The sequence below is a fragment of the Halanaerobiales bacterium genome, assembly GCA_035270125.1.
In the GTDB taxonomy this organism is placed as follows: Bacteria; Bacillota; Halanaerobiia; order Halanaerobiales; family DATFIM01; genus DATFIM01.
On the sequence record DATFIM010000074.1, the window covers coordinates 13,114 to 33,481 of the forward strand.

Consider the following 20,368-nt stretch of genomic DNA (forward strand, 5'->3'; position numbering starts at 1 on the left):
GCCTTATTTTTTAAGGATGTGATTTGATGAGAAGTTATTTAATAAGAAGATTATTATCTTTAGTTCCCTTAATTATTGGTGTTTCTTTAATTGTATTTTTAGCTATTAATTTTATTCCTGGTAATCCAATTAGAATAATGCTGGGGATAGAAGCAACTGCTGAAATGGAAGCAGAATTAAAGGCTGAATATGGTCTGGATCAACCCTTAATAATAAGGTATACTAAGTGGTTTGGAAATTTTGTTCAGGGTGATTTTGGAAATTCAATTGTAACTGGAAGTCCTGTTAATATCGAAATAGCAAATAGATTTGGGGTAACTCTTCAATTAGCATTATTGAGTGTTATGCTATCACTTGTAATTGCTATCCCGGTAGGTATAATCTCAGCAACCAAGCATAATACTATCGTTGATTTTGTAGTTAGAATTGGGGTATTAAGTGGTATCTCTTTACCAAGTTTTGCTTTAGGTATTTTACTTATACTTTTTATGTCTAAGATATTTGGTTGGTTACCACCATTTGGATTTGTAAATTTGTGGGATAATTTTTTCTTAGCTGTTCAAATATTAATATTGCCTGTAATATCTCTGGGAGTTAGATTAGCAGCATCAGTAAGCAGGATGACCAGGTCTTCTATGCTTGAAGTATTAAGAAAAGATTATATTAGGACAGCCAGAGCCAAAGGCCTAAAAGAAATAGTAGTAACTTATAAACACGCTCTGCAAAATGCCCTTATTCCTATTTTGACTTTAGTAGGTCTCCAGATAGGGTATTTGTTTGGAGGAGCAGTTGTTATTGAACAAATTTTTTCTTTACCTGGCCTGGGTCGTTATCTGCTAACTGGAATATATAAAAGAGATTATCCAGTAGTTATGGCAGCAGTTTTAATAATAGCTATCTCTTTTGCAATAGTTAACACCATAGTAGATATATTTTATGCCTTTGTTGACCCGAGGATAAAGTATGATTAAGGAGGCATTATAATGAATGACCATAAAAAAGAATTAATAAGAAAATTTTCTAAAAACAAACTAGGAATGATAGGGGCTTTTTTAGTAGGGGTAGTTATTTTATTAGCAATTTTTGCTCCCTTTATTAGTCCTTATAGTCCTGAAGAAATGGATTTAATAAATAAAAGAGAAGGACCTCAAAAATCTCATTTATTTGGGACAGATAAATTTGGCAGAGATATTTTTAGTAGAATTATTTTTGGTTCAAGGGTTTCATTAACTGTGGGGATGATTTCAGTAGGAATTGGAGTCTTTTTTGGTATTTTCTTAGGTTTATATGCAGGATATACTGGTAATATAATCGATAATGTTATTATGTGGTTTATGGATATTTTAATGTCTTTTCCCTCCATTCTTTTAGCTCTGGTAGTTGTAACAGTATTGGGGAGCAGCTTAACAAATACTATGATTGCAATTGGGATCACCTATATACCAATTTTCACTAGAATAATAAGAGGTTCGGTAATGGAAATCAAGGATCAGGAATTTGTTGAAGCTGCCCGGGCAACTGGATTAAAAGATGCCTTTATTCTCTTCAAACATATTTTGCCAAATGTAATGGCTCCAATTATAGTTCAGGCTACTTTAGCTTTATCAGGAGCTATATTGACAGAAGCTACACTTAGTTTTTTAGGCCTTGGAGTTCAACCCCCAATGCCATCCTGGGGTTCAATGTTGAGTAATGCCAGAAGTTATATGGAACTTGCTCCCTGGACAGTAATTTTTCCTTCATTAGCAATTATGTTTAGTGTCTTAGGTTTCAATATATTAGGTGATGGCTTGAGAGATGTACTTGATCCTAAATTAAATTAATAAGTTTAAAATTTGATTATTGTGGAGGTTGAGAATATGTCACAAAATACTAAAAAAAGAATAACTGAAAAAAGAAATCCAAGTAGTACAAAGATTGATCAAATGCGAACAAATGAAATACTTAAGTTAATTAATAAAGAAGATCAAAAAGTTGCCAAAGCAGTAAAAAAAGAAATTCCAAATATAGAAAAAATAGTAGAAATCATTACAGAAAAGATGAAAAAAGGTGGAAGATTATTTTATGTAGGAGCTGGCACAAGTGGAAGACTGGGGGTTTTAGATGCAGTTGAATGTGAGCCTACTTTTAGTATTAGTCCGGAAAAAGTAGTGGGAATTTTAGCCGGTGGTAAAGATGCAATGTTTAAAGCTCAAGAAAATATTGAAGATAACGAAAACTTAGGAAGCCAGAAGATTGCAGATTATAATATTCAAAAAAAAGATACAGTGGTCGGTATAGCAGCAAGTGGGAAGACTCCTTTTGTGTTAGGGGCTATTAAGGAAGCCAATCAAAGAAAGGCATTTACAGTTGCTTTAAGCTGTACAAAAGATTCTTTTTTAGAGGAGTTAAGTGAGCTGGCAATTATTCCAATAGTAGGACCGGAAGTAGTGACAGGTTCTACCAGAATGAAAGCCGGTACTGCTCAAAAAATGGTTTTAAATATGTTATCAACTACTGTTATGATTAAATTAGGAAAAGTTTATTCAAATTTGATGGTTGACCTTAATGCGACAAATGAAAAGTTAAGAGTAAGGGCCAGGGATATTTTTACTTTAATTACTGATGGTGATAAGGAAATAGCAGGAAAATATTTAAAAGAAACAGATTATAATTTAAAAGAGGCAATAGTAATGTATGAAAAAAAAGTTGACTTAAAAGAAGCAAAAGAATTACTTAAAGTAAATGAAGGAATTTTAAGGAATGTTATAAATTAGGAAGGTGATTTTTCGATGTCCATAGCTGAAATTATTGAAAATATGTCTCTTGAAGAAAAAGTTGGACAATTATTTCAGGTGGGATTTTCTGATACTAAAGCCGATAATAATATAAAAGATATGATTGAAAATTATCATATTGGTGGAGTTATTTATTTTAGTAGAAATCTCAATAGCCTTAAACAGACTGCTGAATTATCTAATCAACTTCAGGAGTTAGCTTTAAATTCAAAATCTGAAATACCACTTTTTATATCAGCCGATCAGGAAGGTGGAATTGTAACAAGATTGAGGGGAGGTACTCATTTCCCTGGTAATATGGCCCTGGGGGCCACAGGAAGTAATGTCCTGGCTGAAAAAGCAGGTAAAGCAACAGCAACAGAATTAAAAAATACAGGTATAAATATGAATTTGGCTCCTGTTCTTGATGTTAATAACAATCCTGCTAACCCAGTTATCGGTGTGCGTTCTTTTGGAGAAGATCCCGATTTAGTAGCAAACTTGGGCTATTCTTATTTTGCTGGTTTGCAGAGTGAAGGAGTAATTGCCTGTGGTAAACATTTTCCCGGTCATGGAGATACTGATTTAGATTCTCATTTAAGTCTCCCGGTAATTAGACATAATAGGGAGAGATTAAACAAAATAGAATTAGTGCCCTTCAAAAGAGCAATTGATCAGGGGATAGATAGTATTATGACTGCTCATGTGCATTTTCCCGCAATCGAAAAAGAAATAGGAATACCTGCTACTCTTTCCAAAAAAGTACTTACTGGACTTTTACGTAAAGAACTTAACTTTAAAGGACTTATTATTACTGATTGTATGGAAATGAATGCAATTGCTGATTCATTTGGAACAGTAGAAGGTGCTATTAGGGCATTTATTGCTGGAAGTGATGTTATATTAATTTCACATAGTTATCAAAAACAAAAAAGAGCTATTAAAGCAATGAAAGAGGCGGTAAAATCTAATAGAATATCTGAAAAGAGAATAAATAAGTCATTAAAAAGAATTTTGGAATTAAAGCAAAAAAGAATAGGAATTGGAAGAAGAAAAATTAAAAAAGCTGATCCTAAAAAAATAAATTTAAAATATAATCAAAGAATTGCTGAAGAAATTTCTCGAGCCAGTGTTACTCTGCTAAAAGGAGAAAATGTTGTTCCTATAGAAGATATAAAAAACAAGAAAATATCTGTAGTGAACTTTAGTATAAAAAAAGGTTCTTTAGTAGAAGATAATAAAAATGAAAATAATGTTTTTATAGATTATTTAAATAAAAAAATAGATGATTTAAAACATTTTGATTATAAGGATAGACAGGGAATTGATAAAAAGGATGACAAAGAATTTAAAAATAGTGATTATATAATTGTTTGTATTTCTGATGGAGAAAAAAACAGAAAACAAATTAAAATTGCTGAAAAAATAGCTGAAAATAACAAAGTTATTACTGTTGCCTTGAGAAATCCTTATGATTTTAAATATATCAAAAATTCAGATGCTTTTTTAACTACTTATGATTATAGTCCTTCAAATCAAAGAGCAGCAGTTGATATCATAACAGGAGAAATTAAAGCAAAAGGGAAATTGCCAGTCAAAGTGAGGAATGAAAAAAATGAGAAATAAAATTGCATCTACTAAAAGTGAAATTATGAAAGGGATTGAGCTCTGGAATAAGGAAAATCCGGAATTTGAAATCAGGGAGAGATTGGTCGAACAAAATATTTTTTCACCATTTGCAAATATTAATGTTGTCTGTATAAATTTTTATATGAAAAATGAGATCAGTGCTTTTGGAATAATAAAATATTTAGATAAAGAAATAAAAAATTATGTAGACAAAACACAAGGGTGGATAAGTTTATTAGCTGTAGATCCTGATTGTAAGGAAAAAAAAGAAGTAATTGTTAATTCTTTAAAAATACTCGAAGAATTTTTAGTAATGAAAGGTGTTAAAAATATAAGATTTGGTGGTGACCCTCAAAACTTTTTAGCAGGTTTACCATCAAGTAGTTGGAATGATTATTTAGGTATTTTTAAAGAAATGGGATATAAAAAAGGGGTTATAGAATTTGATCTTAAAAGAAACATCAAGAAATTTGATTTTCAGAGAAATATAAAAGAATATAAGTCACTTTCCATAGAAAGAGTATATAAAACTAATGAAGATAAATTATATGATTTTCTTGAAAAAAATTTTCCAGGACGATGGTTTTTTGAAGCAAAAAATATTGGCCATATTCCAGGTGGTTTAAGAGACTATTGGTTTCTTGAATATAATAAAAAAGTTGTGGGGTTTGCCAGAACTAATACAATAGACTCTACTTATAAAGGTCCAAATATCAACTGGGTAACAGAATTAGGTGATAAATATTGTGGACTTGGTCCTCTAGGAATAGCAAATGATTATAGGAATAAAGGATGGGGACTTTTTATGATAGCTGAAATCATAAAAGAATTAAAAAATGAAGGTTATAAAGAAATGGTTATTGATTGGACAACCTTAGTTGATTATTATAAAAAATTAGGATTTGGAATATATAAAAAATATTTAACATTAGAAAAGAAGGTGTAAAATATGAAAGATTATTCAAATGATATTTCATTTTCACCTGTAGAAGAGTTGATTAAAGAAGAATTGGGAAAATCTACATTTCCTGGAGCTGTCTTAGGGATTGTTAGAGATGATAAAATTTTATATCAAAAAGCTTTTGGTTTTGCTCAACTTAAAGAAGAAAAAAGGAAAATGAAAAAAGATACTGTATTTGGTCTGGCTTCTTTGACAAAAGTGGTGGCTACAACCAGCTCGATTATGAAACTTATTGAAGAAGGTAAAATAAATTTATGGGATTATTTATATGAATATTTTCCAGAATTAACTGGAGATAAAAGGAATATTACAATTTATCATCTTTTAACACATACTTCAGGTTATCAGGCTATAATCCAATTATGGGATAATGTAAAAAGTTATGAAGAAAAAATAAAATATATATTAAGTTTACCTTTGCAAAATAAAGTAGGAGAGATTGTAAATTATAGTGATCCCAATTTTATACTATTAGGAGAATTAATTAGAAGAGTTACTAATAAAGATTTAGATGAATATACTCAGGAAAAAATATTTTCTCCTTTAAAAATGAATAAAACAGGCTTTAAACCTTTAGAAAATTTAAAAATAAGCAAAAAAGAAATTGCTGCTACTGAATATTGTAATTGGAGAGAAAGGATGATTACTGGAGAAGTTCATGATAAGAATGCCTATTATTTGGGAGGGGTTAGTGGTCATGCCGGTCTTTTTTCTGATATAAATGATCTTTCTCAATTTGTAAGGATGCTTTTAAATTATGGAACACTAGATAAAGAAAAAATTTATAGTGAATTAACTATAAAAACTATGATAAGTAATTGGACTGAATCTAAAAATGAAAATAGAGCTTTAGGTTGGGATCTTCGTGATAATTTTCGTTCTTCAGGAGGAATACTTCTATCAGATCAAGCTTTTGGTCATACTGGTTTTACAGGTACCTCTATCTGGATTGATCCTGTACTAAATATAGGTATTATATTTCTTACTAATAGAGTTCATCCAAGTAGAGATAATGTACAGATCATTTCTCTAAGACCCAGATTACATAATCTAATTGTATCGACCTTAAACAAACAGGGATTAATCTAAATTCATATAAAAAGGAGCTATTATTATGGTGAAAAAAGTAATAGGATTGATGTCCGGTACTTCGCTTGATGGAATTGATGCTGCTTTAGTTAATATAAGTCAGGCTGAAAATGGGCTTAATATTGAACTTGTAGATTTTTTAAATATTGATTATAAAAAAGAATTTAGACAAAAAATATTAAAAACTACTGCTTTAGATAAAAGTAATATAAAAGATGTGGCTCACTTAAATATTGATTTGGCAGAAAAATTTTCTGAGGCAGTTTTTAGTTTATTAAAAAAAAGCAACCTCACACCTGCTGATGTTGACCTGGTTGCTTCTCATGGCCAGACTATCTATCATAATGTAGAAGATAAAGAGGGGATTTCTACTCTACAGGTGGGATCTGCTTCTTTTATTGCAGAAAGAACAGGGATTACTACTGTATATAATTTTAGGATGAGAGATTTAGCAGCAGGGGGAGAAGGGGCCCCTTTAGTACCCTATACAGATTATCTTATTTATAATTCTGAGAACAAAAATAGGATTTTGCAAAATATAGGTGGAATAGCTAATTATAGTTATTTGCCAGCTAATGGAGAGTTAAATGATGTGGTCGGTAGTGATAATGGCCCAGGGAATATGATTATAGATAATGCTGTAGAAACTTTAACAAACGGTAAAATGGATTTTGATAAAGATGGTAAAATGGCTGGGAAGGGAGAGGCTTCTCAAAAATTATTAACTGAAATGATGAATCATTCTTTCATTAAAAAAACCCCTCCTAAAAGCACTGGCAGAGCTGATTTTGGTAAAAGATATACTGAAAAAATAGTTAAAAAAGGTAAAAAAATGAATTTATCTAAAAATGATATTATAACCACAATAACTTCTTTTACAGCTCTGGCAATAATAGATTCGTATCAAAAATATCTACCTACAGATATAGATGAAATCATTATAGGTGGAGGAGGAAGTTATAATCCTTATCTTTTAAATAAAATAAAAGAATATAAAAATGAAAAATTGAGAAAAGATATTAAGGTTTTAAAACAGGAAGATTTGGGATATAGTAGTGAGGCAAAAGAAGCAGTGGCATTTGCTGTTTTAGGATATCAAACTATGAAAGGGAAAAGTAATAATGTTCCAGGAGCTACTGGAGCTCAAAGTGAAGTTATTTTAGGTGAAATAGTACCTGGAGATGATTTTTATCAATTTTTGAATTGGTAAAAAAATAGAAAGGAGTTAAAAATGAGAGTAATTATTGAAAAAGATTATAAGGCAATGAGTAAAAAGGCGGCATTACTTGTGGCCAGTCAGGTAAGGTTAAAACCTGATAGTGTGTTGGGTTTAGCTACAGGTAGTACCCCCTTAGGAATGTATGATGAATTAATTGAAATGTATAATAAAGATGAGATTGATTTTTCAGAAGCTAAAACTTTTAATTTAGATGAATATTGTAATCTCTCTCCAGAAAATCCTCAGAGCTATCACTATTATATGAATGATAATTTTTTTAGTCATATAAATATTCCTGAAAAGAATATTAATATTTTGGATGGAATGACAGATGATGTGAAAAGAGAATGTATAGAGTATGACATGAAAATAAAAAGAGCAGGAGGTATTGATCTTCAGGTTTTAGGGATTGGACCTAATGGTCACATAGGTTTTAATGAACCTGGAGAAAGATTAAATGTAAAAACTCATCAGGTTGATCTGGCTGAGGAAACTATTGAGGCAAATAGTAGATTTTTTGATTCAAAAGAAGAAGTGCCTAAAAAAGCAATCACTGTTGGTATAGCAACAATTCTTAAAGCCAGAAGAATTTTGCTTTTAGCAAGTGGCAAAAATAAAGCTCATGCAATAAAAGAAACAGTAAGTGGTCATGTTTCAACTCAAGTACCCTCGTCTTTATTACAAACCCATCCAGAAGTAACTATTATAATTGATGAAGCAGCTGCTGAATTAATTTAATTTATTTTGAATATATTAACCTCCAATGCTAAAATATAATTAAGAGAAAAAATTAATTTTATTAGGGAGGTAATGAAATGGGGATTTTTAGAACGATTTATTATAATTTGAAATTAAATAGGAATTTAAAAAAATCTAAAGATCAAATAAAAAATCTCCAATATAAAAAACTCAGAAAATTACTTTTTTATGCCTATGATAATTCTCAATTTTATAGAGAATTATATGAAGACAATGGCATAAAAAGAAAAAACCTTTATGATATTAAAATTGAAGACCTCCCGCTAGTGAACAAAAAGATGATTATGGAAAATTTTAATAAAAATATTACTAAAGAAAATATCAGCAGAAAAAAACTGGAAGATTTTTTAGAAAAAAATGAAAAACCCAGTGATTTATATAATAACAAATATCGAATTATACATACTTCTGGCTCAACGGGTAGAATTGGTATTTTTGTTTACAGTGCTGATGAATGGGATTTTATAAAAGCAGTATCACTTAGAATGTTTTCAAATTTTGGATTAAAACCAAAAAGTTATGCATATATAGGTGCAGTTGATGGACATTATGCTGGAATAAGCCTTTTTATGAGTCCTATTAATCAATTTGAAGAAATATTTTATAAAGATTATCTAATTATAAATATTAATAAAGTATTAAGTAGTTATTTGACTAAATTAAATAAGCTTAATCCTCAAAACATAACAGGTTATCCTTCTGGAGTTAAAATGTTAGCAGAATTACAACTCAAAGGGGAAATAGATATTTCACCAGAGACTGTAATATGTGGTGGGGAACCGCTCTTAGATAATGATAGTGAAATTATCAAAAAAGCCTGGGATGTTAAACCTCTAAATTATTATGCCTCTTCTGAATCTTTGATGATTGGAATTAAAAGACCACAGGATAACAATATGTTTTTAATGGATGATATTAATTATATTGAAATAAAAAAAGATAAAACAATAATTACTAATTTATATAATTATACTCAACCTTTAATCAGATATGAATTATCTGATGTTTTAGAAAAACCTAAAATTCAGGAAAAAGATTGGCCTTTTGAGCAGATAAAAAACATTATCGGTAGAAGAGAAGAAATGATCTGGTTTGATAATGAAAATGGTAATAGAGAATTTTTACATCCAATTGTACTTGCTGAATTTTATGTTAAAGGGTTAAAAAAATTTCAGATTGTTAAATTAGATGAAAAAAGCTTTTTAATGAAGGCTAAAATAAATAGTAATTATAATAAAGATGAAGTTAAAAATAAAATAAGAAAAAGAATGGAAAAATTGTTATCTCAGAAAAATATGAGTAATATTGATTTTATTATTAAAGAAGTGGAGAAATTAGAAGTAGATTCTGAAACAGGAAAATTTCAATTAATAAAAAAGAGAAGAAGAGGAGAGGATTAAATATGTCTAAAAAAGGTCTAATTGATGAGTTAGAAGATTTGAAAGAAGTGATGAACCGGCAATTAAATATTGCCAGAAATTTGCAAAAAACAATAATCAATATTGAACTCCCTCAAGGACTGGATGGAGAAGTTTTTTATCGCCCTGTTTTAAAAAGTGGAGGAGATTTTTATGATTTTGTTGAATTAGAAAATGGTAAATATGGTTATCTGCTGGCAGACAATAAAAGGCAGGGAATTTCTGCTATTTTAATTATGATAGCTTTAAAATATATATTTGAAAAACTTAATCACAACATACTTTCCCCAGGAGAAGTTTTAAAACAAATCGATAAAAAATTAAAAGAAAGATTTGGAGAAGAATTAAATGATATAAAAATCACTTTTTGTTATATTATTATTGATACCAAAAACAATAAACTTAGCTGGGCTAATGCCGGTCATCCTTATCCTCTTTTGATAGATGAACAAAATAATTGGATGGGTTTAGAGATTACTACTCCAGCTTTTACTAAAGATTCTGTAGTAAATTTAGAGACTAGAGAAATCAGTTATAAAAATAACTCTAAAATTTTTTCTTATACAGATGGTCTGGCTGATTTTTTAACAACTGAAGAAGATTTTTTACCTCCAGAAATAATAGAAGATATTGTATCAGAATTTGCAATAGGTAGAAGTGGTAAAAGTGAGTTTTATGAATGGCTTATAACAAAACTTGATAATATAGAGTATTATGATAACATTTGTTATACATTGATAAATCTTTGATTATTCTAAAAATATAATTATAATAAGGTGGTTTAGAAAGTGGAAACAAAGAAAAAGATTATGTCTGTATTTGGTACAAGACCAGAGGCTATTAAAATGGCTCCTCTGATAAAAAAGTTAAAAAACAATAAAAATTTTGAAGTGACGATAGTAGTAACTGCCCAGCATCGAGAGATGTTAGACCAGGTTTTAGATCTTTTTGGGATCAAAACAAATTATGATTTGGATATAATGAAAAAAAATCAAAGTTTATCAGATATAACCTCTCGGGTTCTTAAAGGACTTGAAAGAATCTATAAAAAAGAAAATCCTGATTTAGTACTTGTCCATGGAGATACTTCTACAACTTTTGTGGGAGCTTTAGCATCTTTTTATAATAAAATAAAAGTAGCTCATATAGAAGCAGGTTTAAGGACACATGAAAAATATTCTCCTTTCCCAGAAGAAATTAACAGACATTTAACAGGGGTTCTGGCTGATTTTCATTTTGCACCTACTGAAAGCACTTATAATAATTTAATAAAAGAAAATGTTTCAAAAGATAATATTTTTATAACCGGTAATACAGTGATTGATGCTCTTTATGAAATTAGAGACCCTGATTTTAAATTTTCTCAACCTGAATTAAAAAATATAAATTTTAACAGGAGAAAAGTTTTACTTTTAACAAGTCATCGCAGAGAAAATTTAGGTAAACCAATGGAAAATATTTTTAAGGCAGTTAAAAGACTAATTTTAAAAAATAAAGATGTAGAAGTAATTTTTCCTGTTCATCTTAATCCTCGGGTTAGAAAAATAGCAAACAAAATTTTTGCTGACATAGATAGGATTCATTTGATTGAACCTCTAGATTATAAACCTTTTATCAACTTAATGGATCGTTCTTACTTGATTTTAACTGATTCTGGTGGTATTCAGGAAGAGGCTCCTTCCTTAGCTAAACCTGTTTTAGTTTTGCGAGATACAACTGAAAGACCTGAAGCTATTGAAGCAGGAACGGTCAAGCTGGTTGGTACTGACCGGGAAAAAATATTTAATGAGACACAAAAATTATTAAATAATAAAAATCATTATAAAAAAATGGCTGAAGCAGTAAATCCTTATGGAGATGGAAAAGCAAGTGAAAGAATAATTGACTTTTTATTATCTAATTGTTAAAATACTTAATGAAGATTTTAAGATTTTAAAGGAGGGAGAAGATGAATTTAGAAGATCTTGAAAATGACACCATAAATAATTATACTTACTTTGAAATTCTTAAGAAATTTTATAATACTTATCTCAAAAAATATAAGTTTTTATTTTTTGGAGTACAACTATTACACGTTTTAATTTCAGGACTTGCCTTAGTTCCTCCATTAATATTAAGACAGATTATTGATCAAGCTATACCAAGTGGTAATGTATCTCGAATTGTCAAACTTGTATTTATTGCTTTTGGAGTATATCTGGCCAGTGCTATTTTTCGTTATTTACGCGTTTATCACGGCCATAAGGCAGCTCAATACATTACTAGAGATATGAGGAATGATTTATATAATCATTATCAATATTTATCTTTGAATTTTCATGATAATAAAAAGACTGGTGAACTAATGTCCAGGGTTATTGACGATTTAAATAGGTTACAGGAATTTATTCATCATGGGCCAGAAGCAATAGTTGGTTCTGCTGTGCTTTTAACTGGTACAGTTGTTATTATATTTTCTTTAAATATAAAATTAACTTTAGCTACTTTATTATATGTTCCTTTGCTTTTATATTTTGCTTATAAATTAATGCAGAAAATGCATCAGGCATTTAGGAAAACAAGAAGTGCAAAGGCTAATTTAAATGATAGACTAGAAGATAATCTAGCTGGTATAAAAGTAATAAAAGCTTTTGTTAATGAAGGTTTTGAAAAAGAACGTTTTAGAGAAAAAAATCAGGAACATGCTGAAAATAGAATGGAAGCTATCTGGTATATAAGTGTTCTTTTTCCAGGTTCAAGACTTCTTAATAGTTTTGGGATATTAACAATTATAAGTTATGGAGCATATTTAACTATTGCCGGGGATATGACTGTAGGTACTATTGTTGCTTTTTATACTTATTTAATTCAGTTTAGAGAACCATTACTTAGAATTGTTAGAATGTCTCAGGGATTAAGTAGATTTTTTGCCAGTACAGAACGTTATTTTTCACATATGGATCTAAAACCACAGATTTTGTGTAATACCGGTGAACATGAAGAAAATAAACTTCAAGGTAGTGTAGAATATGAAAACGTTCATCTTAACTATGATGAAGATGAAGAAGTTCTTTCAGGTGTTAATTTTAAAGCTGAACCGGCTGAAACTGTTGCTTTAGTTGGTCCAAGTGGTGCTGGTAAAACCAGTATTGTAAGATTAATACCACGATTATATGAGGCTAATATTGGTAAAGTCAAAGTTGATGGAACAGATGTTAAAGATTATAATTTAAAGAATTTACGTAGTTTTATCGGTATGGTTATGCAGGAAGATTTTCTCTTTTCTGATTCTGTAGCAGAAAATATTGCTTATGGAAGACCTGATGCTTCCCGGGACGAAATTATTGAAGCAGCAAAAGAAGCTAATGCCCATGACTTTATTTTAGATCTTAAAGATGGTTATGATACTATGGTAGGTCAAAGAGGGATAAAATTATCAGGTGGACAGAGACAGCGTATTTCTATTGCGAGAGCTTTTCTTAATGATCCAAAGATTCTAATCCTTGATGAGGCTACTTCTTCAGTTGATCTCGAAACAGAACAACTAATTCAGGAAGCAGTAGATAAAGTTACAAGAGGTAGAACAACATTTATTATTGCTCATAGATTAGCCACTATTGTAAATGCAGATAAAATACTTTTTGTTGAAGATGGGAAAATAGTTGAACGTGGTAAACACCAGGAATTGATTGAAAAGAATGGTAAATATAAAGAATTCTATGAAATGCAGTTCAAAAAAGAAGAAGTTAGCTAATAATTTTCTATAATTAAATAATAATAGTATTTTTTAAATCATTATTTGCCTGTAAACTTTTTTAAGTTTGCAGGCATTTTATTTTTTTTAGAGAATATTAATAATGATATAGCAGAAAGGAGGGGAATATAGGTGCTTTTTAATAATAATTTGGAAAAAAAGAAAAAAAGAATGATAGAAAATGATTTAAAAGGGCGTAATATTAAGGATGAAAAAATATTAGAAGCTTTTTTAGAAGTTCCACGAGAAAAATTTGTCCCTGAAAGATTTTATGAAGATTCTTATGCAGATAGACCTTTACCAATTGGAGAAGGACAAACAATAAGTCAACCTTATATTGTAGCTGAAATGGTTAGAGTAGCTAACCCCTCTGCAGATGATAAAGCACTTGAGGTTGGATCAGGTTCTGGTTATGCAGCAGCAATACTTTCTAGAATTGTCAAAAAAGTTTATGGAATAGAACGTTTTGAATTTTTAGTTAAAGAATCCAAAAAAAGATTAGAAGAATTAAATTATGATAATATAATTATTAAAAAGGGAGATGGGAGTAAAGGCTGGGAGGAAAAATCACCTTTTGATATAATAATTGTTAGTGCAGCAGCCAGTAGAGTCCCTGATAGGTTATTAGAACAACTGGCTGAGAATGGAAGGATGATAATTCCAATAGGTAATCAATTTAGACAGGAATTAATTTATTATAAAAAAGAAAACGGGGAAATTAACAAAAAAGTAATAACCTATGTTAGATTTGTTCCCTTGATAAGTGAAGAAGAATAAATATTTATGACATATATTTAAGAGGAGGATTTAGTAATGGAGGGCGTTGGAAGAAGTATAGTATTTTTGGTAGTAGTTTTAATAATTTTCACAGCTGCTGCATTTTTTGTAACACAGGTTGATTATCGAGGTAGAGATCCATTGGAAGTTGAATCAAGTTTTTCTAAAGAAAAAATTGTATTTTCTACAGAAAGAGAAGGAGATACAGAAATTGCTATTATAAATGTAGATGGCAGTGGAGAAAAAATGTTAACTAAAAATCATGTTTCTGATGAGCAGCCTGATTGGTCACCTGATAATTCTCAAATAGTGTTCACATCATATAGAAGTGGAAATAAAGAAGTTCATATTATGAATAGTGATGGAAGTAATATTAGAAAAATAACAAATATGAAAACAATTATTGATTATCCAAGTTGGTCACCAGATGGAGAATTAATAGCCTTTAGTGCCTGGAAAAATGGAACTAAAAATATTTATACTGTAAAAACTGATGGTAGTAATTTAAAAAAACTAACTAATAGTAAAAATGAGATCCATAATGAATATCCTGCCTGGTCACCAGATGGGAAAAAAATCATATATCGTTCTGATAAAGGTTTAAATGCAGATATTTATATAATGAATCGAGATGGAAGTAATCAGAGGAAACTTGTAGAAAAATCTTTTTTTGATGGAGGATATGCTGACTATTCACCTGATGGTAGTAAAATAGTATTTACTTCTTATACAGAAGGAAGCAAAGAATTATTTGTTATGGATGCAAATGGTAAAAACATAAAAAGGCTTACTGATAATGATATATATGAAGGTTTTCCCAGTTGGTCACCGGATAGTAAAAAAATTACATTTATAAGATATGACAATAGATTTTTAAGACCTAAATATGCTGATATTCATATTATGGAGGTAGAAACAAAAAAAATAAGAGAAGTTACAGATAATTTATTCAAAGAAAATCATCCATCCTGGTCTAATTGATTTATTTCTGGACATATATCTGATATAATAGATGTAGTTGTAAATAGCAAAAAAATGGAGGTTGAATATATTATGGGAAATAGTAAAAAAGATATAAAAGCCCTTATTTTAAAAGATGGAGTAATTGTAGGAGGACATCCGCGTAGTGGTACATCATTAGTTTGTCAACTTTTAGAAACAGCTTTTGTTAATTTTCCTTCTGATTTTGAAGGTGATGAATATAATCAAGGTGGATATTATGAACTTGCCAGAAGTAAAAAATTATCTAAAAATTTAATAAATGAGGCAATGACAATTGAGAATACAAAAGAAATGAATAAAATTGTGAAATTATTAAATGAAAAAAGTGGAGTATCTGGTTTGAAATTGGTAAGAATTGCAGCCTTTTTCTTTTATAGACATATTGCAAAAAAATTACGTTCAGTATTTGTTTTTAGAAACCCAGCTGATGTAAAAGCAAGTCTTTTTAGAAGAGGAATTTCTCAATTTGAACCTGACTGGATAGAAAATAATAATGCTTTAATAGCTGCTTATGAAAATATTGAAGATAGCATTATAGTTAGTTATGAATCTCTTATAAATAATGATCCCAGTGTTGAAAAGAAGTTTAAATCTATTGGATTTAATGTAAATATGGGAATAATTGATGAATCACATCAAACCCAGAAAAAAAGTAGAGTGATGATAACTGATGAAGAAGAAAAAATGTATAAAATTCTAAAAGAATTGGAAGATGAACAGTCAGCTTCTCTTTAAGAGGGGATAGAAAGCAGAGGTGTTATATGAGTTTTTTTGATAAAATAAAAGATATTTTTAATTTTAAAAAAGAAAAAAAGAAAAATGATTTTAATAATGAGGAAGAAATGGAAGTAAAAGAAAATATAACTGAAGACATAGCAGATAATGAAAAAATGAAAAATGATACTGAAAATGCAAATACTAAACAAAAAGAAATACAAATACTAGCAGAAAAAGCCTTTGAAGCTAAAGTTAATGGAGAATATAAAAAAGCTTTAAAATTATGGGATAATTTTTGCAATGAATATCCAGAAGCAAAAGCTCAGGCTAAAGCCAGAAAAGCTAAGATTTATATTATTCTTGGAAAAAATGAAAAAGCTGAAAATGAATTAATAGAGTTTTTTGAATGGTATAGTAATAAAGGAAGTTTTGATTATAGTAGCAGTTATTTTACTGTATTTATTTCTGCTCTTCAGGACCTTGGATTTTATGTTGGAGAATGGGCTGATAGTAAAGATTACTTAAAAAATATTTCTGGTGAAGATGTTTCTTTAGACAAAAATTTAACTATGAAGAGGATTCAAAAAGGCTTAGATTATTTGAAGAAAAATGATATCTGGTCTTCTTCTCTAGAAGAAGTTGAAAAAAATCTTGGGATGTTATCATAACAAGATTCTAAGTAAAAAGGAAGAGGAAAGGAGAAGACTTTAAAATGGAAGATAGAGAGTGTGAAGTATGTGAAGTTTTTAATCCTAATAAAAAAATAGTTGAGATTTTAAAAAGTAAACAATTAGATGATCAAACTATTAATAAACTGGCTGATTTATTTAAAACAATGTCTAATCCAACGAGGATAAAAATAATTTATAGTCTTCGGGAAAAAGAATTATGTGTATGTGATCTTACAGAAATACTTGACATGAGTTCCTCAGCTGTTTCCCATCAATTAAGAGTTTTGCGTAATATGAATTTAGTAAAATACAGAAAAGAAGGCAGGTCTGTTTATTATTCTTTAAATGATAATCATGTTTTGTGTCTTTTTACTCAGGGCTTAGAACATGTCCTTGAAGATGAGGTGAAATAATTGAGATCAAAATGGCCTATTATTTTAATAATTGTTGTTTTGGCTATTGTTTTTGCAAGAATGAGATATGGCCCTTTTTATTATGTAGGAGCTTACAATTTAGTTCCTGTTCCCGGGATTAAAGTAGAAAAGGATATTAGCTTTGGTGAAGATGAACGTTTAAGGTTAGATGTTTATTATTCTGAAGAAAAGAGCAAAGATAAAAAACCAGTAGTGATTTTTGTTCATGGAGGAAGCTGGAAAAGCAATAACAAAGATCAATTTAGATTCATAGGTAAAAATCTTGCTAGAAGAGGTTATATAGCGGTTTTGCCAAATTATCGTCTGGTTCCTGAGCATCGTTATCCAGCTCAGATTAAAGATGTAGCCAGGGCTTTTAAGTGGACTGAGGATAATATTGATATTTATGGAGGAAGCAAAGATAAGATAATATTAAGCGGTCATTCAGCTGGAGGACATTTAGCTGCTTTAATTGGTTATAGTGATTACTGGCAAAAAGAATATAATATTTCTAAAGAAAAAATAAATTATTTAGTTCTTCTGGCAGGAGTTTATAAATTTCCAGATGATTATGAAAAAGGAGCCGATGTAGTCAAAGATTTTGTTCCTAAAGAATCTTGGGTAGAGGCCCAACCAGTTTCACATCTTGATTCATCTGATCCACCTACTTTTATAATACAGGGGTTGGCTGATAAGACAGTTTCTCCTGAACAGGCAGATTATCTTGCGAAAAGTTTAGAGAAAAAGGGTGTTAAACACAAAAGTATTTTAAAAAATGATCTTAATCACATAAGCTTACTTTTTTCATTTGCAGATAATAGCCATCAAATATGGGATGAAATTAAATTTGATAAAAAATAAAATCAGTTTAGATCTGATTTTGAGGAGGTTTTTATGCTTTCCGATTTAAATAAAAAAGAATTATTATTGATTCTAGATAATTTACATGAAGCAGTCTGTGTAGTAGATAAAGAAAAACGAGTATTGTTTTGGAGCAAAAAATCTGAAGAGCTTTTTGAAATAAAAAAAGAAGAAATAATTGATGAGAAATTAAGTGATTTTTTTCCTAATGCTCTTTTGCTTAAAGTAGTTGATGAAAGGAAAGCAATTGAAAATATTATTTTAAGTCCCAAAGAAGGCAGTTATGTTATTTTAAGTGGGATTCCACTTTATTCTGATGGTGAATTTTTAGGAGCGGTAGCTACTGATAGAGATGTAACAGAAATTATTAATACTTCAAGAAATAATGAAAATGATAAATCAGGTGAAAATGTAACCAATTTTGAAAGAGGAGATTGTTTTGATAATATAATAGGACAAAGTGAAATAATCGAGAATAAAATAAACAAAGCAGCTCGAGTTGCAAGGACAAATAGTAGTATAATTATTTCTGGAAAAACAGGAACCGGTAAAGAAATATTTGCTCGAACGATTCACTGTTATAGTAAACGCAAAGGGGATTTTGTGCCTGTTAACTGTAGTGCTATCCCTGAAAGCCTTTTTGAAAGTGAGATGTTTGGTTATGTTGAAGGTGCTTTTACAGGTGCATCAACTAAAGGTAGACTTGGGAAATTTCAAAAAGCTCATAAGGGAACTTTATTTTTAGATGAAATAGAAGCTTTGCCTTTAACAATGCAACCCAAATTACTCAGAGTTCTTCAGGATAAAGAGATTGTTCCTGTTGGAGGAGATAAAAAGATTAATGTTGATGTAAGAATAATTGCAGCAACTAATAAAGATTTGAGAAAATTAGTTGAGGAAGGTAAATTTAGAGAAGATTTATATTATAGATTAAATGTAGTAGATATTAATTTACCTGAACTACAGGAAAGGAAAAAAGATATTCCGCTTTTTATCAATCATTTTATAGATCAATTTTGTCAGGAAAATAATATTTATACAAGACCCAAAATAGAACCTAAAGTTTTAAAATTTTTGATAGAATATCCCTGGAATGGTAATGTTAGAGAATTGAAAAACACTGTAGAACATTTAGTGTTATTTTCTCGGAATGGAATGATTACTAAAGAGAGTATTCCAGATTATATAATTGCTGAAAATGATAAAAAACAAAAGGAAACTTTTGATTTAAAAGAAAATTTGAAAGAAAAGGAAATTAATCTTATAAAAAAAGCCATGAAAAAAACAGAAGGGAATAAAAAATTAGCAGCTGAATTATTAAATATTCCTCGAAGTACATTGTATTATAAATTAAATAATTATAATTTAGAAGAATTAAAATAACTGTCAAAAAACTGACATAACCGTCAGTATGTTGACGGTTATTTTTTTATTTTAAGGTGTTAAACAATAAAAATCAGCATTATTATTAGTTTATAGTAATTATTAGAGGCTGGTATAATATTTGCAAGTTAATATAAGTGGTTAGGCACAGGGTACATATAATTTAAATTTTCTAAAAATTATACCTATTATACCTATTGAATCTTTTGATAGGTATTTTATGAAGGGGGTGAGTAAAGTAAAAAGTAGAGAGAAGTGAAACACAGTAAAATTTAGCAAAATATTAAAAAAAGAAGGGAGTAATTTAGTATGAAAAGTAGTTTACCTTTTTTTACGACATTTTGGCTTCTTGCACCTAGTTTAGCAATTGTTATTTTATCCTTAATTAATGTTATTAAAAAAGAAACAGGTGATAACGAATGAGCCCAGAAATAATTACCTTTATTATTTATATAGGCGGTATGATGGGAATTGGCTATTATTTTTACAAACAAAATGAATCAACATCAGATTATTTTCTGGGTGACCGTTCTCTTAACCCTTATGTTACTGCCTTAAGTGCACAGGCAAGTGATATGAGTGGTTGGTTGCTTATGGGTTTTCCTGGAGCTGTTTATGCCGGTGGCTTTAATGCAATGTGGATTGGTATAGGTCTAGCTATAGGTACCTATTTAAATTGGCAATTTGTTGGGCAGAGATTACGTCGTTATACTGAAGTAATAGATGCTATAACAATTGCTGATTTTTTTGAGAAACGTTTTAAAGATAATAGTAGGGTTTTGAGAATTGTAACAGGTTTAGTTATTTTAGTATTCTTTACTATCTATGTATCTTCTGGGCTTGTTGCTGGAGGTAAGCTTTTTGAAAGTCTATTAAATATAGACTATACAATAGCAGTTTATTTTTCAGTGGTTATTGTTGGTTTATATACAGTTTTAGGTGGTTATTTAGCTGTTAGTTGGACAGATTTTGTCCAGGGG

The 20,368-nt window shown here is 29.6% G+C and carries 20 protein-coding genes; all 20 read left to right on the top strand.

Annotated features, from left to right (window positions below):
* Positions 1-26 precede the first annotated feature (26 nt).
* Positions 27-971 (top strand): ABC transporter permease, encoded by a 945-nt coding sequence (locus VJ881_03920; protein ID HKL75195.1) that lies wholly within the window; start codon positions 27-29, stop codon positions 969-971.
* A gap of 12 nt (positions 972-983) precedes the next feature.
* Positions 984-1,823, top strand: a complete 840-nt coding sequence (locus VJ881_03925) for an ABC transporter permease (protein HKL75196.1) — start codon at positions 984-986, stop codon at positions 1,821-1,823.
* Positions 1,824-1,859: 36 nt separating this feature from the next.
* Entirely contained in the window at positions 1,860-2,756 is an 897-nt protein-coding gene (murQ, locus tag VJ881_03930; protein ID HKL75197.1) for an N-acetylmuramic acid 6-phosphate etherase, read from the top strand.
* Positions 2,757-2,771: 15 nt separating this feature from the next.
* On the top strand, positions 2,772-4,382 hold the full coding sequence (gene nagZ / locus VJ881_03935) for a beta-N-acetylhexosaminidase (GenBank protein ID HKL75198.1): 1,611 nt from the start codon (positions 2,772-2,774) through the stop codon (positions 4,380-4,382).
* On the top strand, positions 4,372-5,331 hold the full coding sequence (locus VJ881_03940; GenBank protein HKL75199.1) for a GNAT family N-acetyltransferase: 960 nt from the start codon (positions 4,372-4,374) through the stop codon (positions 5,329-5,331). Before nagZ ends, VJ881_03940 begins: the two co-directional genes overlap by 11 nt.
* A 3-nt stretch (positions 5,332-5,334) precedes the next feature.
* Complete coding sequence (locus tag VJ881_03945; GenBank protein ID HKL75200.1) at positions 5,335-6,435, top strand: serine hydrolase; 1,101 nt, start codon at positions 5,335-5,337, stop codon at positions 6,433-6,435.
* Between the two features lie 25 nt (positions 6,436-6,460).
* Positions 6,461-7,645: an anhydro-N-acetylmuramic acid kinase gene (locus tag VJ881_03950; protein ID HKL75201.1), complete on the top strand. Its 1,185-nt coding sequence runs from the start codon at positions 6,461-6,463 to the stop codon at positions 7,643-7,645.
* A gap of 21 nt (positions 7,646-7,666) precedes the next feature.
* Positions 7,667-8,392 (top strand): glucosamine-6-phosphate deaminase, encoded by a 726-nt coding sequence (gene nagB / locus VJ881_03955; GenBank protein ID HKL75202.1) that lies wholly within the window; start codon positions 7,667-7,669, stop codon positions 8,390-8,392.
* Between the two features lie 77 nt (positions 8,393-8,469).
* Positions 8,470-9,813, top strand: a complete 1,344-nt coding sequence (locus tag VJ881_03960) for a hypothetical protein (protein HKL75203.1) — start codon at positions 8,470-8,472, stop codon at positions 9,811-9,813.
* Between the two features lie 2 nt (positions 9,814-9,815).
* Positions 9,816-10,580, top strand: a complete 765-nt coding sequence (locus tag VJ881_03965; GenBank protein HKL75204.1) for a PP2C family serine/threonine-protein phosphatase — start codon at positions 9,816-9,818, stop codon at positions 10,578-10,580.
* Positions 10,581-10,619: 39 nt separating this feature from the next.
* Complete coding sequence (gene wecB / locus VJ881_03970) at positions 10,620-11,738, top strand: UDP-N-acetylglucosamine 2-epimerase (non-hydrolyzing) (GenBank protein ID HKL75205.1); 1,119 nt, start codon at positions 10,620-10,622, stop codon at positions 11,736-11,738.
* A gap of 41 nt (positions 11,739-11,779) precedes the next feature.
* Positions 11,780-13,564, top strand: coding sequence for an ABC transporter ATP-binding protein (locus VJ881_03975; GenBank protein HKL75206.1), 1,785 nt, complete (start codon positions 11,780-11,782; stop codon positions 13,562-13,564).
* Positions 13,565-13,696: 132 nt separating this feature from the next.
* Positions 13,697-14,341: a protein-L-isoaspartate(D-aspartate) O-methyltransferase gene (locus tag VJ881_03980; protein HKL75207.1), complete on the top strand. Its 645-nt coding sequence runs from the start codon at positions 13,697-13,699 to the stop codon at positions 14,339-14,341.
* A 36-nt stretch (positions 14,342-14,377) separates the two neighbouring features.
* Positions 14,378-15,322, top strand: coding sequence for a DPP IV N-terminal domain-containing protein (locus VJ881_03985; GenBank protein ID HKL75208.1), 945 nt, complete (start codon positions 14,378-14,380; stop codon positions 15,320-15,322).
* Between the two features lie 72 nt (positions 15,323-15,394).
* The gene (locus VJ881_03990; GenBank protein HKL75209.1) at positions 15,395-16,078 is read left to right on the top strand and encodes a hypothetical protein; all 684 of its coding nucleotides are present in this window, start codon (positions 15,395-15,397) and stop codon (positions 16,076-16,078) included.
* A 26-nt stretch (positions 16,079-16,104) separates the two neighbouring features.
* Positions 16,105-16,728: a hypothetical protein gene (locus VJ881_03995; protein ID HKL75210.1), complete on the top strand. Its 624-nt coding sequence runs from the start codon at positions 16,105-16,107 to the stop codon at positions 16,726-16,728.
* A gap of 44 nt (positions 16,729-16,772) precedes the next feature.
* Positions 16,773-17,144: a metalloregulator ArsR/SmtB family transcription factor gene (locus VJ881_04000; protein ID HKL75211.1), complete on the top strand. Its 372-nt coding sequence runs from the start codon at positions 16,773-16,775 to the stop codon at positions 17,142-17,144.
* On the top strand, positions 17,145-18,005 hold the full coding sequence (locus tag VJ881_04005) for an alpha/beta hydrolase (GenBank protein ID HKL75212.1): 861 nt from the start codon (positions 17,145-17,147) through the stop codon (positions 18,003-18,005).
* A gap of 33 nt (positions 18,006-18,038) precedes the next feature.
* Positions 18,039-19,388, top strand: coding sequence for a sigma 54-interacting transcriptional regulator (locus VJ881_04010; GenBank protein ID HKL75213.1), 1,350 nt, complete (start codon positions 18,039-18,041; stop codon positions 19,386-19,388).
* Positions 19,389-19,807: 419 nt separating this feature from the next.
* On the top strand, positions 19,808-20,368 hold a 561-nt coding region (locus VJ881_04015), incomplete at its 3' end, for a sodium:proline symporter (protein ID HKL75214.1).